This window comes from Streptomyces sp. NPDC031274, from assembly GCF_055570235.1.
Genome location: NZ_JBVIHP010000020.1, coordinates 77,259 through 92,109 on the forward strand (window position 1 = coordinate 77,259; position 14,851 = coordinate 92,109).

Annotated in this window: 13 protein-coding genes; 5 read left to right on the plus strand and 8 right to left on the minus strand. The window is 72.4% G+C overall.

The window, feature by feature from the left end:
- Positions 1-145 precede the first annotated feature (145 nt).
- The gene (locus tag ACZ5CR_RS29085; RefSeq protein WP_468862666.1) at positions 146-1,258 is read left to right on the plus strand and encodes a hypothetical protein; all 1,113 of its coding nucleotides are present in this window, start codon (positions 146-148) and stop codon (positions 1,256-1,258) included.
- 61 nt (positions 1,259-1,319) lie between these two features.
- Here ACZ5CR_RS29085 and ACZ5CR_RS29090 read toward each other — a convergent pair whose 3' ends face one another.
- Genes ACZ5CR_RS29090 through ACZ5CR_RS29100 form a run of 3 tightly spaced genes read right to left on the minus strand, consistent with a single transcriptional unit; the run spans position 1,320 to position 4,314 of the window.
- Positions 1,320-2,177, minus strand: a complete 858-nt coding sequence (locus tag ACZ5CR_RS29090; protein ID WP_468862669.1) for an ABC transporter ATP-binding protein — start codon at positions 2,175-2,177, stop codon at positions 1,320-1,322.
- A complete protein-coding gene (locus ACZ5CR_RS29095; protein ID WP_468862672.1) occupies positions 2,174-3,319 on the minus strand; it encodes a FecCD family ABC transporter permease in 1,146 nt (381 codons plus the stop codon). Before ACZ5CR_RS29095 ends, ACZ5CR_RS29090 begins: the two co-directional genes overlap by 4 nt.
- Positions 3,316-4,314 carry a FecCD family ABC transporter permease gene (locus tag ACZ5CR_RS29100; RefSeq protein WP_468862674.1) on the minus strand — a complete coding sequence of 333 codons (999 nt, stop codon included), beginning with the start codon at positions 4,312-4,314 and terminating at the stop codon, positions 3,316-3,318. The genes ACZ5CR_RS29095 and ACZ5CR_RS29100 overlap by 4 nt, the downstream gene beginning before the upstream one ends.
- Before the next feature lie 138 nt (positions 4,315-4,452).
- On the opposite strand from ACZ5CR_RS29100, the gene ACZ5CR_RS29105 reads away from it, so the two are divergent.
- Positions 4,453-5,091: an HAD family hydrolase gene (locus ACZ5CR_RS29105; protein WP_468862676.1), complete on the plus strand. Its 639-nt coding sequence runs from the start codon at positions 4,453-4,455 to the stop codon at positions 5,089-5,091.
- On the opposite strand, the gene ACZ5CR_RS29110 is transcribed toward ACZ5CR_RS29105, so the two are convergent.
- Entirely contained in the window at positions 5,088-5,339 is a 252-nt protein-coding gene (locus tag ACZ5CR_RS29110) for a hypothetical protein (RefSeq protein WP_453543964.1), read from the minus strand. The two genes, ACZ5CR_RS29105 and ACZ5CR_RS29110, sit on opposite strands and share 4 nt — an antisense overlap.
- A 172-nt stretch (positions 5,340-5,511) precedes the next feature.
- Here ACZ5CR_RS29110 and ACZ5CR_RS29115 point away from each other — a divergent pair, with 172 nt between their 5' ends.
- Positions 5,512-5,895 carry a cold-shock protein gene (locus ACZ5CR_RS29115; RefSeq protein WP_389905124.1) on the plus strand — a complete coding sequence of 128 codons (384 nt, stop codon included), beginning with the start codon at positions 5,512-5,514 and terminating at the stop codon, positions 5,893-5,895.
- An 85-nt stretch (positions 5,896-5,980) separates the two neighbouring features.
- Here ACZ5CR_RS29115 and ACZ5CR_RS29120 read toward each other — a convergent pair whose 3' ends face one another.
- From ACZ5CR_RS29120 to ACZ5CR_RS29135, 4 genes are all read right to left on the minus strand, one after another.
- Positions 5,981-6,886: a 1,4-dihydroxy-6-naphthoate synthase gene (locus ACZ5CR_RS29120; RefSeq protein ID WP_468862679.1), complete on the minus strand. Its 906-nt coding sequence runs from the start codon at positions 6,884-6,886 to the stop codon at positions 5,981-5,983.
- Positions 6,879-7,568 (minus strand): futalosine hydrolase, encoded by a 690-nt coding sequence (locus ACZ5CR_RS29125; protein WP_468862680.1) that lies wholly within the window; start codon positions 7,566-7,568, stop codon positions 6,879-6,881. Before ACZ5CR_RS29125 ends, ACZ5CR_RS29120 begins: the two co-directional genes overlap by 8 nt.
- Positions 7,538-8,047: a DUF2771 domain-containing protein gene (locus ACZ5CR_RS29130; RefSeq protein WP_468862682.1), complete on the minus strand. Its 510-nt coding sequence runs from the start codon at positions 8,045-8,047 to the stop codon at positions 7,538-7,540. Before ACZ5CR_RS29130 ends, ACZ5CR_RS29125 begins: the two co-directional genes overlap by 31 nt.
- A 261-nt stretch (positions 8,048-8,308) precedes the next feature.
- On the minus strand, positions 8,309-9,694 hold the full coding sequence (locus ACZ5CR_RS29135; protein WP_468862684.1) for an MFS transporter: 1,386 nt from the start codon (positions 9,692-9,694) through the stop codon (positions 8,309-8,311).
- A gap of 409 nt (positions 9,695-10,103) precedes the next feature.
- Between ACZ5CR_RS29135 and ACZ5CR_RS29140 the strand changes: the two genes are divergently transcribed.
- Together ACZ5CR_RS29140 and ACZ5CR_RS29145 are read left to right on the plus strand one after the other, a co-directional pair.
- Entirely contained in the window at positions 10,104-11,042 is a 939-nt protein-coding gene (locus ACZ5CR_RS29140) for a DUF3027 domain-containing protein (protein WP_468862686.1), read from the plus strand.
- Positions 11,043-11,682: 640 nt separating this feature from the next.
- Positions 11,683-14,835: a sacsin N-terminal ATP-binding-like domain-containing protein gene (locus ACZ5CR_RS29145; RefSeq protein ID WP_468862688.1), complete on the plus strand. Its 3,153-nt coding sequence runs from the start codon at positions 11,683-11,685 to the stop codon at positions 14,833-14,835.
- Positions 14,836-14,851: the final 16 nt, after the last annotated feature.

Here is a 14,851-nt window from a genome sequence, read left to right on the forward strand (position 1 = left end):
TGCTCGGGTTGCGGGGCGGGGCCGCGCCGGATGTCCGTACGGCCGCGCCACGTACCCCGGGCCCCGCTCTGCGGCGGACGCGATACCGTCGACCCACCGGGTACAACGGGCGGGCCGTCAACGGGGCCGCCCCGGAGGGGACTTCGTGGGGATCGAGAGCGATCAGCTCGTCTTCGACTATCTGAGCCGCGTCGGCGACCTGGCTCAGCAGTGCCAACTGCCGTCAGGCGCCCGCATGCGTCTGGTCTCCGAGCTGCGGAACGAGATCGACCGGAGCCGGGCGAAGACGGCGGCCGACAGCCCGGCAGCGATACGCCGCATCCTGGACCGCCTCGGCAGCCCCGAGGACCTGGTCGAAGCGGCGGGCTCGGGCACGGGTAGGGGCGCGGGTAGGGACACGGGAACAAGCGCAAGCACAAGCACAGAATCCCGCCCCGCCGTCCCCACCCAGCGCACCCAGTGGGCTCAGCGCACTCAGGAGCCGAAGCAGCAGAGGGAGCCGAGGGAGCCGAAGGAGCCGAAGGAACGCGTCAAGCGCCTGCGCCGCGTGGTTCCCCGCCCCCGCCCGGCGGCGGAGAAGCCGGAGCTGCCCGAGGAGGACCCCGGGCCGTCCCCGCCGCACCTCGCGGGCACGGACGAGCTCGGTGAGGGCGGCTCCGAGCCCGACTGGTGGCGGACGGACAGCAGCCCGTTCGGCCTCGGCGACAGCGTGCCGGGCTTCACCGGCGGCGTAGAGATCCCGGAGATCCTCAAGCCCCCGCCGAAGAAGCGCCTCGAAAAGGACGTGAAAGAAGCGGAGGACGAGGAGGAAGAGGGGGAGGACGAGGAAGAGGAGTGGGAGGAGGACGAGCCCGCTGCCACGCGGCGCCGTCGCATCCGCATCCGCCGCCCTACGGCGGCAGCCGTGGCCCCGGCCGCGCCCCGCTTCACCAACCCCCTCCTCCTGCTCGCCGCGGCCCTGCTCACCGTCGGCGCCATCCTCGGCAACTGGCTCGCCCTCGGCGGCGGCTGGCTCCTCGCCTACACCTCGCGCAGGCTGAGCCGCGCCGAGGCGAAGTGGGCCGTCATCGGCATGCCGGTCCTCTCCGTGGCCGCCGGGATCACCTGGCTGTGGGGCAGGAGCGAGCGCCGCTGGGGCGATCCCATCGTCGACGGCCACATGAGCGACGCGATGGCCGAGACGGGGCCGTGGGTGGTACGCGGCGCGGCCGTCGCCTCCGCGCTCTACCTCCTGTGGAGATCGCAGCGGCAACAGTAATTACTGCTCGGCAGCTACTACTGCTGCGTCGGAGTCACGGCGATCATGGCGATCATGGTGGTCATGGCTTGGGGGCCGTCTTCCGGTCGGACGAGGGGCGCGGGCGCGACTGGGCGACCCACGGAGCCCCCGGGACGACCAGGGGCGACCCCGTCACCGGATCCGGTACCACCACACACTCCAGACCGAACACCTCGCGTACGAGATCCTCGGTGACGACATCGGCGGGCGCGCCCTCCGCGACGATGCGGCCCGCCTTCATGGCGACGAGGTGATCGGCGTACCGGGCGGCCTGGTTGAGGTCGTGCAGCACCACGACCACGGTCCGTCCCCGCTCGCCGTCCGGGGCGGGCGCGGCCAGCTGCCGGACCAGATCGAGCACTTCCACCTGGTGCGCGATGTCCAGATACGTCGTCGGCTCGTCCAGGAGCAGGATGTCCGTCTCCTGCGCGATGGCCATCGCGATCCACACCCGCTGGCGCTGACCGCCCGACAGCTCGTCCACGGACCGTTCGGCGAGCGTGGCGACGTCGGTACGTTCCATCGCCTCCGTCACGGCCCGCTCGTCCTCGTCGGACCACTGCTGCCACCAGTGCTGATGCGGCTGGCGCCCGCGCGCGACGAGGTCGGCGACGGTGATCGCCTCGGGGGCGACCGGCGTCTGCGGGAGCAGCCCGACCTGCTGGGCGATCTTCTTGGTCGGCAGCTTGGTGAGCGCGTCGCCGTCGAGCAGGACGGCGCCGCTCTTGGGCTTGAGGAGGCGGCCGAGGGCGCGCAGGGTCGTCGACTTCCCGCAGGCGTTGGGGCCGACGATGACCGTGACCTTGCCGTCGGGAATCGCGAGGTCGAGCTCGTGCACGACTTCGCGGTCCTCGTAGGCGAGGGTCAGCTCGCGGGCGCTGAGGCGGGCGGCGGTCACTGGGTGCCTCCATTTCCGACGGAACGGCTGCCGGACCGGACGCCGTGGCTTCTTACGATCAGCCAGATCAGGTACGGGGCTCCGACGGCCGCCGTGAGAACCCCGACCGGCAGCTCGGTCGGCGAGAAGAGCCGCCGGGCGAGCAGGTCCGCGACGACCATGATCAGCGAACCGAGCAGCGCCGAGCAGAACAGCGGGATCTGCGCGGTGCGGGTCATCCTGCGGGCGATCTGCGGGGCGAGCAGCGCCACGAAGTCGACGGGCCCCGCGGCGCCGGTCGCCACGGAGGCGAGGACGACGCCGAGCAGGACGAGACCGAGCCGTACGTGCCCCAGGCGCACCCCGAGCGCGGTCGCCGTGTCATCGTCCATGGTCACCGAGCGCTGGGCGCGGGCGGCCCAGAACACGAACGGGAGCAGGACGAGCAGGGCCAGGGCGAGCGGTTCGGCCTCCGCCCAGCCACGGCCGTTGAGCGAGCCCGTCATCCAGATCTGCGCCTGCTGGGCGACGAGGTAGTCGCCCTTGGTCATGAAGAGCGTGGTGATGGAGCGCAGGGCGATCGCGAAGCCGATGCCGATGAGCACGAAGCGCGTGGCGTGCAGGCCGCCGCGCCAGGCGAAGACGTACACGAGAGCGGCCGCGGCGATACCGCCGAGCACCGAGAGCCAGGGCAGGACGGTGGCGGAGGTGACCCCGAGGGTCATCGCTCCCACCGTCAGGGCGCTCGCGCCCTGGCTGATGCCGATGATGTCGGGGCTGGCCAGGGGGTTGCGGGCGACGGTCTGGATGAGCCCGCCCGCGACGCCGAAGGCAGCGCCGACGAGGAGGCCCACGACCAGACGGGGTTCGCGCAGCGTTCCCACGACCAGTTCGTCCGGTGACGGCCGCCCCGTCAGGACCTTCAGGACCTCGCCGGGCGGGACGAAGGCCTCGCCCACGCAGAGGTAGGCGAGGCAGCCGGCAGCCAGGAGCAGCGTCAGGAGCACGGCGATCGCAGCTGCCCTGCGGTGCACCAGGAACGCGGCTCTGCCGAGCCGTAGGACCGAGTACCCGGCCGGGCGCTGCTTCGTCGGCTGCCCCGCCGCGGTGGTCGTACCCACCCGTTCCGCCCCGCGCAACGCCTGCCCGCAACGGTTGGTCATGCCGCGACCGCCTTCCGGCGCACCAGGGTCACGAGGAACGGCACCCCGATGAGCGCGGTCATCACCCCGGCAGGCACCTCACTCGGCGGAAAGACGACGCGCCCCACGGTGTCGGAGACGAGCAGCATGACCGGCCCCAGGACAGCGGCCATGGGCAGCACCCAGCGATGATCACTGCCCACGATCGCGCGAGCGATGTGCGGGACCGCGAGCCCGATGAACGCGATGGGCCCGGCGGCGGCGACGCCCGCCCCCGTGAGCACGGTCGCCCCGAGCCCCCCGACGATCCGCACGGTCGCGACCTTCTGCCCGAGCCCCTTGGCCACGTCCTCGCCGAGGGCGAGCGCGTCGAGCCCCCGGGCCACGGACAGCACGAGAACGAGTCCCACGAGCAGGAACGGCCAGATCTGCCCGACGATCTCCGCGTCCCGCCCGGAGAGCGAGCCCACCTGCCAGAAGCGGAACTCGTCCAGGGCCGACGCCTTGGTGGTGAGGATCGCGGTGGTCAGCGAGACGAGGAGCGCGTTGATCGCGGCGCCGCCCAGGGCGAGCTTCACGGGGGTCGCCCCGCCCCTTCCGCTCGCGGCGATCGCGTACACCGCGACGGACGCGATGCCCGCGCCGACGAAGGCGTACCAGACGTACCCGGTCAGGGTGTGCACGCCCGCGAACGCGATCGCCATGACCACGCCCACCGAAGCGCCCTGGCTGACGCCGAGGATGCCGGGGTCGGCGATGGGGTTGCGGGTGATGCCCTGGAGGACCGTGCCGGCGAGGGCGAGCGCGGCGCCGACCATCAGGCCGATGAGCGTGCGCGGCACCCGCATCTCGCGGATGACCTCGGCGGCGTCGCTGTGCCCGCCGTGCAGGAGCGCGTCGATGACGGCGGAGGGCGCGATCGCGCGGGCGCCGACGGAGAGGCTGAACAGGACCGCGAGCAGCAGGGCCACGACGGCCGCCGTCATCGCGACAGCGCGTCTGGCTGGCACACGCATCGGCTGAGCTCGTTTCGGTTCAGTAGGGCTGAGCAGGCGCGGTAAGAAGCATGAGAAGGCGCGGTAAGGCTCGGCTAAGTCTAAGGGGGAGTCCCTGGCCCCCCGGCCCCGGCTGTCGGGCCTCGGCACAATGGCCCTATGACCACCTCACGCGCTCTGACGGTCGGCTTCGACCTCGACATGACCCTGATCGACTCCCGGCCCGGCATCAAGGAGGCCTTCCTGGCCCTGACCGCCGAGACAGGAACGTACATAGACGCCGATCTCGCGGTCACCCGGCTCGGCCCGCCCCTGGAGCAGGAGCTGCGCCACTGGTTCCCCGAGGAGCGGATCGAGGAGACGGCCGACCGCTACCGTGAGATCTATCCCACATATGCCATCGCCCCCACGCTCGCCATGCCCGGCGCCCGCGAGGCGGTCGATGCCGTGCGCTCCCACGGCGGCCGGGCGATCGTGGTGACCGCCAAGCACGAGCCGAACGCGAAGCTCCACCTGGCGCACCTGGGCATCGAGGCGGACGCGGTGATCGGCTGGCTGTGGGCCGAGGCGAAGGCGGACGCGCTGCGCGAGCACGACGCGGCGGTGTACGTCGGTGACCACACCGGTGATGTACGCGGCGCGCGTACGGCGTCCGCGCTCTCCGTCGCGGTGGCGACCGGTCCGTGCGACGCAGCGGAACTGCGCGCGGCGGGCGCGGACGTCGTGCTCAGCGACCTGACGGAGTTCCCGGCCTGGCTCGACGCGTACGTCGCGGGCGCCGGAGCCGACCGCCGCTAGGTGGCCGCCGATTTCGCCTGTCGGCGCTGAACGGCGATACCGCGCAGCACTCCTGCCACGGCGATGACGAATCCGACGCCCATCAGCATGCACACCGCGTACGCGATGGATGGGAAGGGGTCGGTGCCGAGGAACAGTGGGGCCACCGTGACCAGAGTGGCCACGGCTCCGACGAAGAAGACGATCGCTCCGGTACGGACCAGGCCATCGCCCGGTCCGGCGGAATTCGCTTGGGTTTTGTCACGCACCCGACCAGGGTAGTTCCCAGCCCGAAGGAAGAATCCGGGGACGTCTTGTCACCGGCCCCGGGACCAATATTCTTGGTTCCGGCGGGTCGGGCGACCCGCTGTAGTGCTATCCAGAGCCGTTTTTCCGCGGCATAGACGCGTACGACGACAAGTACGAGGACGAGGACTTCACGTGCCTACCGGCAAGGTCAAGTGGTTCAACAGTGAGAAGGGCTTCGGCTTTCTCTCCCGCGATGACGGCGGCGACGTCTTCGTGCACTCCTCCGTACTGCCCTCAGGTGTCGAGACACTCAAGCCCGGTCAGCGCGTCGAGTTCGGCGTCGTGGCGGGCCAGCGCGGTGACCAGGCCCTGTCGGTGGCGATCCTCGACCCGACGCCGTCCGTGGCCGCCGCCCAGCGGCGCAAGCCCGACGAACTGGCGTCCATCGTCCAGGACCTGACGACCGTTCTGGAGAACATCACGCCGATGCTGGAGAAGGGGCGCTACCCCGACAAGGCGTCGGGCGCGAAGATCGCGGGCCTGCTGCGCGCTGTCGCCGACCAGCTGGACGTGTAGATACCGGCCGCAGGGCCTGTGGATATCGGCCGAATCACCGGCCGAATCGTCGGCCGATCTACCGGCCGGACTGTCAGCCGAACTGTCAGCCGAAGGAGAGTGCGTCGGGCGCGAGGGGCGGTACGAGCCCCTCCGCCGCCGCGCGCGTGAGGAGTCCGCGGATCGCCGCGTAGCCGTTCTCGCCCAGGTCGGCCGTGAACTCGTTCACGTACAGACCGATGTGCTGGTCGGCGACCGCCGGATCCATCTCCTGCGCGTGCTCCTGCACGTAGGGACGCGAGGCCTCGGGGTCGTCCCAGGCCATCCGCACCGACGTGCGGACGGTGTCCGCGAGCTGCCGCAGGCGCTCCTCGCCGAGTGACCGCTTGGCGATGATCGCGCCGAGGGGGATGGGCAGGCCCGTGGTCTTCTCCCAGTGCTCGCCCATGTCGGCGAGGCGGTTGAGCCCGTAGTTCTGATAGGTGAAGCGCGCCTCGTGGATGACGAGCCCCGCGTCGACCTTGCCGTCCCGCACCGCGGGCATGATCTGGTCGAAGGGCAGCACCACGATCTCGCCCACGCCGTCACCGGCCAGGGTGTCCGCGGCCCAGAGCCGGAACAGCAGGTACGCCGTCGACTTCTCGCTCGGCACCGCGACGGTCTTGCCGGTGAGATCGACCCCGGCCTCCCGGGTGAGCACCAGCGGACCGCAGCCGCGCCCGAGCGCCCCGCCGCACGGCAGCAGGGCGTACTCGTCGAGGACGTAGGGCAGAACGGCGTACGACACCTTCAGGATGTCGAACTCGCCGCGCTCGGCCATGCCGTTGGTGATGTCGATGTCGGCGAACGTCACGTCGAGTCCGGGCGCGCCGGGCACCCGCCCGTGGGCCCAGGCGTCGAAGACGAAGGTGTCGTTGGGGCAGGGCGAGTAGGCGATCTGCAGCGCGTCCGGGTCCGAGCCTGAGCCCGAGTTCGTGTCCGGGGTCGCGTGCTGCGTGGGTGATTCAGTCATGCCGTTTCCAACTCTCCAGTACGGGCGCGAATTTCCCGAACGCGCCTCCCAGCGCGCCGAGCGCCTCGCCGATCCGCCAGGCTCCGCGGTCCCGCGGCCCGACGGCGTTGGAGATCGCGCGAATCTCCAGGGCGGGCAGTGCGTACGCGGCGGCGGCCTCGGCGACGCCGAATCCCTCCATCGCCTCGGCAAGTGCCCGCGGATGGCGCCGCCGCAGCTCGGCGGCGCGCTCGGCGGAGCCGGTCACGGTGGAGACGGTCAGGACGGTGCCGGTGAGAGCGCCGCAGGCAGCGGCCATGTCCCGTACGAGGGAAACGGGCGGCTGGTGGGTGACGGCACCGAACCCGAGTTCGGTTACGGGCAGGAAGCCGTCGGGCGTCTCGGCGCCCAGATCCGCCGTGGTGATCTCTTCGGCGAGCACGAGGGAGCCGATGGCCGCGTCGGGCTGGAAGCCGCCGCCGATTCCGGCGGAGATCACGAGGTCGTACGGGGTGCGTGCGAGGGCCGCCGCCGTGTGCGCCGCGGCGGCCGCGGGGCCGACGCCGACAGCGACGGCGTCGGCGTACGGGGGCAGGCGGCTCGCCACCGCGTCCCGTTCGGCGGGGACGGCGGTGGCCACCAGAATCCGGAGGGGGGACACCGAGGACTCGGTCAGGCGTCCTTCTCGAGCTTGAACGACCACAGGCCCGTCGCCTTGGCGGTCGAGCCCTTGCCGCCCTCGAGCAGGCTGACGGTGGTCGACTTGGCGCCGCCGCCGTACTGCTGGTTGAAGAAGACGCTGCCGGGGATGACGACGTACGTCTTCTTGCTGGCCTCGGTGAGCGGCTGACCGTTCATCAGGAGCGTCCAGCCCTTCTCGGCGACCTCGGGGTCGACGCCGAAGCGGACCTTCTCGTCGGGGTCGACCTTGATGGACTTGACGTCCGTGTCCTTGAGGCAGCCCTGCAGCTGGGACTGGTCGAGCTCCTTGCCGTCGTTGTAGCAGGAGGCCTCGGTGTTCACCGAGTCGCTGCCGACCGTGACGGTGGCGAGGGGCGTCGGCTTGTCGCAGGCCGACAGGACGAGGAGTCCGGCGGAGACAGCGCCAATGGCGGCCACGGAACGGCGGCGGCGCGCCGAGCTGTGAACGTGTGCGGCTCCGCCGCGGAGCAGGGAGGTCATGGGCGAAGGCTATCGGGCACCCCGTGCCGTCTCGCCACGTGGGGGTCGCGGCGTGCCGCACCTGTTGATTTGTCGGGCTCACGCCACTTACGTCGTCGGGCTCGGGCCACTCACGGTGCCGGGCTCGGGCCACTTACGCCGACGGGGTCAGGCCACTCGCGGTGCCGGGCTCATGCCCCTCACGGTCTCGGACTCACCCCACTCACTGTGCCGGGCTCAGGCCGCTTACGTCGCCGGGCTCACGTCACTCGCGGTGCGGGCTCACGCCACTCGCGGCCTCTGCTTACCGCCGTGCCGGGCCGCCGAGAGCAGGCCCCGCGCGGTCGTCAGCCAGCCGAGTCCGACGATCGCCGCGGCCACCGAGAGCCCCAGTGCCCCGTTCAGCGGCAGGGCCATGCCGATTCCGCCGCCCACCACCCACGCCACCTGAAGGATGGTCTCCGAACGGGCGAACGCGGAGGTCCGCACCTCTTCCGGTACGTCCCGCTGGATCAGCGCGTCCAGGGACAGCTTCGACATGGCCTGCGCGAAACCCGCCACCGCGCCCAGACAGGCGACGCCCACCGCCCCGAAGAACACCGCGGCGGTGATCGCCACGCCGAGGGCCACACCGACGACGGTCACGATGATGACCTCCGGCGCCCGCGATCTCAGGCCCGCGCCGACGGCGGTGCCGAGCGCGTTGCCCGCTCCGGCGGCGACTCCCACTATCCCCAGGGACACCGCGGCGCTCTGGCCGCCGAGCGGTTCCTCGCGCAGCAGGAAGGCGAGGAAGAAGATGAGGAAGCCGGAGAGACAGCGCAGTGACGCGTTCGCGGTGAGGGCGTGCGTGACGGCGGGCCCGACCGTACGCAGGCCGAGGCGCCGCTTCTTGGACGTGTCCGTCGCGGCTTCGACGCGGGCGTGCAGATGCAGGTGCTCCTCGTCGGCCGCGAGCAGCGCCTTGTGCTCGCCCTTCGCCGAGTCGACCTTGGACGGCAGGGAGAGGGACAGGAGCATTCCGACGATGAAGATGACGAAGGCGCCGTACAGCGGCCAGCGCGGCCCGAGCGCCTGGAGCCCCGCGCCGACAGGGGCCGCGAGCCCGGTGGCGAGCAGCCCGCCGAGCGTGACTCTCGAATTGGCCTTGACCAGGGAGAAGCCTCTGGGCAGCAGCCGGGGCACCACGGCACTTCGTACGACCCCGTACGCCTTGGAGGCGACCAGGACGCCGAGCGCGGCGGGATAGAGCTCCAGGCTCCCGGTGATCACCGCCTCGGAAAGGAGCAGGGCGAGCAGGGCGCGGGCCAGCATGGCGGCTGCCATCGCGTAGCGGCGGCCGTGCGGGAGGCGGTCCAGGAGGGGGCCGATGACGGGGGCGAGGAGAGTGAAGGGCGCCATGGTGATGGCGAGATAGAGGGCGACACGGCCGCGGGCCTCGTCGGTCGGCACGGAGAAGAAGACGGTCGAGGCGAGCGCGATGGTGATCATGACGTCGCCGGCGCCGTTCACGGCGTGCAGTTCGATGAGCTTGCCGAGCCCCGACTCGCCCGCGCCGTGGGCGTGCGTGGCCTTGCGGATACCGCGGGCCGTGCCGGTGAAAGGCAGGTGCAGGGCGCGGCCGACCCAGCGGGCGGCCCGGTTCAGTACCGGGCGACGTCCGCTCACTCCCTGGGACGACAACCGCGCGGCAGCCACCTCGTCATAGTGCCCCTTAATGGCGTGTACTAGTGCGCATACGCTGTGGGGCAATCGGGCGGGCGGTCGATAAACCTGTCACGGGGCGCTTGTGTGAGGGGTGGCGAAACCACCGCGAAGCGGCAACAGAGCTGGGCCTCGACGCAGGGGCCGGGCACGCCGGTGTAGGCCCAGGGGCCAGGAGAAGGTAGCGTGCGTAGCGCGCCTGCGGCGGTTGTTCTTGGCCGCGCGCCTCTCGGTCATCCCGCAGAATGGATGACGTAGGTGCGCCCGAGGACGTTCGGGCGCGGACGTCGACGCGGCCCTCAGGTCCGCTCCGTCCGCACCCCCGCGTATGGGTGGCGCACTCGTGAGACGGCGTAATGGAGAAGCGATACCTGTGAGCGCAGCGACAACGCGAAGCCGTACCCCGCGTACCCCGCGTACTCCCGACCGCCTGTGCGCCGAGGCGGTGGGACTGGCCAGGGAAGCGGCCGAGGAGACCGCCGCACCCGGTGTGGTCGGTGAGCATGTGGAGGTCGTGGTCGAGGGCGACCGCGTCGTCACGCACCTGTTCGAGTGCAAGGACTTCGGCTACCGGGGCTGGCGCTGGGCCGTGACGGTGGCCCGCGCCTCGCGCGGCAAGATCGTCACGCTCGACGAGACGGTGCTGCTTCCTGGGCCCGACGCGCTGCTCGCACCCGAGTGGGTGCCCTGGAGCGAGCGGCTCCGCCCCGGCGACATGGGCCCCGGGGACCTGCTGCCGACCGACGCCGAGGACCTGCGCCTCGAACCCGGATACTCCGGCGAGGAGGAGCCGCCGCCGAACTCCGTGTTCTCGGAGGAGATGGCGGAGCTGGTCGAGGCGGAGGACGCCGAGATCACCGAGGGCCCGCCCGCCGAGCTGCCGTCGGCGCCCGCGCGTGGCTCGATCGCCGCGCTCGCGGACGAACTCGGCATGCGCCGGGCGCGCGTCCTTTCCCGGTACGGGCTGCATGCCGCGGCCGATCGCTGGGAGGAGTCGCACGGCGCGAAGACGGCGATGGCGCAGGCCGCGCCCGCGTCCTGCGTCAGCTGTGGCTTCCTTGCCCCGATCGGCGGATCGCTCGGGCAGGCGTTCGGGGTGTGTGCGAATGAGTTCGGTCCCGCGGACGGGCATGTCGTGTCCCTCGCGTACGGCTGCGGGGGCCACTCGGAGGCGGCCGTGATGCCGACACCGACGCGGCCGGCCGCGCCGGTCCTCGACGAGACCCGGGTGGACGTCCTGCCGCTGCGGCCCGCTGCGGACTCGGGGTCGGTGCCGTTGGTGGGGGCGGGGGAGGATCTCGGCCACTCCTGAGCTCCCGCTGGGGGTGACGGGGTTGGGGGTGCCCCGGGTGCCCCGGGTGGGGCTGATCGGGTTTCCGCGCTCTGCGCGGGGTTTTGGGTCCTCCCGCTGGGTGGGTTCAGGCTGGGCTGGATTCTTTCGCTTAGCTCGGTGGGTGGTGCCTTTTCGCGCTTCGCGCGAGTTTTGCCCGCCCGCCCACCCGTTGACCCGGGGTAATCGGGTGGGTGGGCGGGAGACACCCCGCGCGGAGCGCGGGAAAGGTGCCCACTGACCCGCGGGTGGCACTCCGTCCCCACGCCACACCGCGCGGATCCACCGCACCTACGCGCACCGCGCGATGCGGGGCGATCGGGCGGGTGGGCGGGAAAGTTCCGCGCGGAGCGCGGGTAGTGGGCGACCGCGGACCCGCAGGTGACGTACACCCGCCCCGTGAAGCACCCGGGCAGGAGCCGTCCGTCGGCCCGCGAGAGAGCGGCGCACGCCCGCTGCCGTGTCCCGGAAGGGAGAGTTCGCCGGCCCGTGGACGATCCGCGCAAGCCCAGCGCAGCGCCCCCGTGGGCCACACCCGGCCACTGGGGAACGGACCGCCCATCGGGGAAACCCCAGGACGCGGTACGGTTCGGCCCGCGAACCGAGCGAGGGAGACGACACCGTGAGCAAGACCGTGCGGCCGGCGGCCGAGGGTACTGACCCGTTCGGCACGGCACGGCTCCGCCGGGGAGTCCTCGACGCCTGGGCCGCCAGCCCGGCCCGGTTCCGTGAGGACGCCAACGCCGAGGAGGACCTCGCCCTCGGCGGCTACCGGGACCGCCTGATCGTCGAGCTCGCCCAGAACGCCGCCGACGCGGCAGCGAGGACCGGCACCCCGGGCCGCCTCGCCCTCACCCTCCGGGACGGAGTGCTCGCCGCCGCCAACAACGGCGCCCCCCTCGACGCCACCGGCGTCGAGTCCCTCTCCACCCTCCGCGCGTCCGCCAAGCGGGAGGAGCAGAACGAGGAGCGGAACAACGGCGCCGTCGGCCGCTTCGGCGTCGGCTTCGCCGCCGTGCTCGCCGTCTCCGACGAGCCCGCCGTCGTCGGGCGTACGGGCGGAGTCCGGTGGTCGCTGACCGAAGCCCGCGAACTCGCTGCCGAGACCGCCCGGTTCAGCCCCGGCCTCGGGGACGAGGTCCGCAGGCGCGACGGGCACGTGCCTCTCCTTCGGCTGCCCTTCGCCGCCGAAGGGACCGCCCCCGACGGCTACGACACCGTCGTCATCCTGCCCCTGCGCGACGCCGCCGCCGAGGACCTCGTCGTACGGCTCCTGGAGGGCATCGACGACGCGCTTCTCCTCGCCCTCCCTGGCCTTGAGGAAGTCGTCGTCCAGGTCGGCGACCACGCCCCCCGCACCCTGCGCCGCACCGCCGAGCCCGGCTACGTGGATGTCTTCGACACCCGTGACGGCGACACCCGGTGGCGCCTCGTCAGCCACCAGGGCCCCCTGGAGCCGGAACTCCTCGCCGACCGGCCCGTCGAAGAGCGGCTGCGACCCCACTGGTCCGTCACCTGGGCCGTTCCCACCGACCGCGAAGGCGCCCCGCAGCCGCCCCGCAGCGCCCCCGTCCTGCACGCGCCGACCCCGAGCGACGAGCCCCTCGGCGTGCCCGCCCTGCTCATCGCCTCGTTCCCGCTCGACACCACCCGGCGGCACGCGGCGCCCGGGCCCCTCACGGACTTCCTGGTGCAGCGCGCGGCCGACGCGTACGCCGAACTGCTCGCCGACTGGCGGCCCGTCGGGGAAGGCATCATCAGCCTCGTCCCGGGACCGCTCGGCAAGAGCGAGCTCGACGGCGCCCTGCGCCAGGCCGTCCTCGACCGGCTGCCCCGCACCGCGTTCCTGCCGCCCGCCGTCGAGCCCGCACCGCAGGACGACGACCCGGACGTACCCGAGTGGCAGCTGCCCGTCGCGCTGCGGCCCCGTGACGCGGAGGTCGTGGAGGGCGCGGGCGCCGATACCGTACGCGTTCTCGCCGATGTCCTGCCCAGCCTGCTGCCCGCCGGGCTCGAACGGCGCGCCGAGCTGCGCACCCTCGGCGTCGCCCGCCTCCCGCTGACCGAGGCGATCGACCGCCTCGCCGGTCTTGAACGGGAGCCGGGCTGGTGGCGACGGCTGTACGACACACTTGCCGGTGTCGACCCCGACCGCCTGACGGGGCTTCCCGTCCCCCTCGCCGACGGGCGCACCACCATCGGGCCCCGCCAGATCCTCCTGCCCGTCATCGGCGACGACAGCGACCCGGCCGCGCTCGTCCGCCTCGGTCTGAAGGTCGCCCACCCCGACGCCGTACATCCCCTTCTGGAGAAGCTCGGCGCCCTGCCCGCCACGCCGCGCGCCGTCCTGACGACCCCGCAGGTCCGTGCCGCCGTGGCCGCGTCCCTCGACGACGACACGTGGGACGAGGACGCGCTCGACGCCGAGGAGCTCGCGGACATCGTGCTCTCGCTCGTCCGCGACGCGAACCTCGCACCCGGCGACGAGCCCTGGCTCGGCGCACTCGCACTCCCCGACGACGAGGACGGCGACCTCGCCCCTGCCGGTGAACTCGTCTTCCCCGGCAGCCCCTTCGCGCAGGTCATGCGCGAGGACGAACTCGCCTCGGTGGACGCCGAGCTCGCCGACCGCTGGGGCGAGCAGCCCCTCGCCGCGTGCGGCGTGCTCGCCACGTTCGCCCTTGTCCGCGCCACGGACGTCGTGCTCGACCCCGACGAACTCGACCCCCGCGAGGGCGACTTCGCCGAGCCCGATGACGCCGGTCTGCTCGACGCGGTCGACGTGTGGGCCGAGGACGTGCTCGACCGGCTGCCGGAGACTCCCGTTCCGCCGGTCGCCACCGAGATCATCGCCGTACGGGATCTGGATCTGGTGGACGAGGACTGCTGGCCGCAGGCCCTCGCGATGCTCTCGCGCCCGCCGCTGCGGGACGCCCTCACGCAGCCGCTGCGGATCCTGCTCCCGGACGGCACGACGCAGACTGTCCGTTCGTACACGGCCTGGTGGCTGCGCGGGAATCCGGTGCTCGGCGGACGGCGTCCTGCCGGTCTGCGGGCATCGGGCGGCGACCCGCTGCTCGAAGGGCTCTACGACGCCGCCGACGCCTCCGGTTTCGACGACGAGCAGGTGCTGCGTGCTCTCGGTGTCCGTACGTCGGTCGCCGCGCTCCTGGAGGAGCCCGGCGGCGCGGCCGAGCTGCTGGACCGGCTCGCGGACCCGGAGAGGACCGTTTCGGCGGCCCAACTGCACGCGCTGTACGGCGCCCTGGCCGATCTGGACCCGGAGCAGGTGACGCTGCCGGACGAGGTGCGGGCCGTCGTGGACGGTGAGGTCGTGGTGGTCGACGTGGCGGACGCGGTCGTCGCCGACGCGCCGGACCTGCTGCCGCTCGCCGGGGGCGTGGCGCTGCTGCCCGTGCAGCCTCGAAAGGCTGGGGACCTGGCCGAGCTGTTCCAGGTGCGCAGGCTGAGTGAGACGGCGGCTCAGGAGCCTTCGGGGGACGGCGCCGAGCATCCGGTGCCGGATTCGGTGCGGACTCTGCTCGGTCCGGCCACCCCGGAGACGTACGTCGAGTACGAGGAGCTGTTCGCCGGTGACGTCGAGCTGGACTGGCGGCGGACGCCGGACGGCACCCTCCACGCTGCCACGCTTGAGGGCGTCGCCGCCGGTCTCGCCTGGGCGGCGGGCCAGTGGCCGCGCCGCTTCGAGGTCGCGGCGCTCCTTGAGGATCCCTCCCGGACGGATGAGCTGGAGCGGGACCGCTGGTTCGACTGACTCGTCCGCGGGGCGT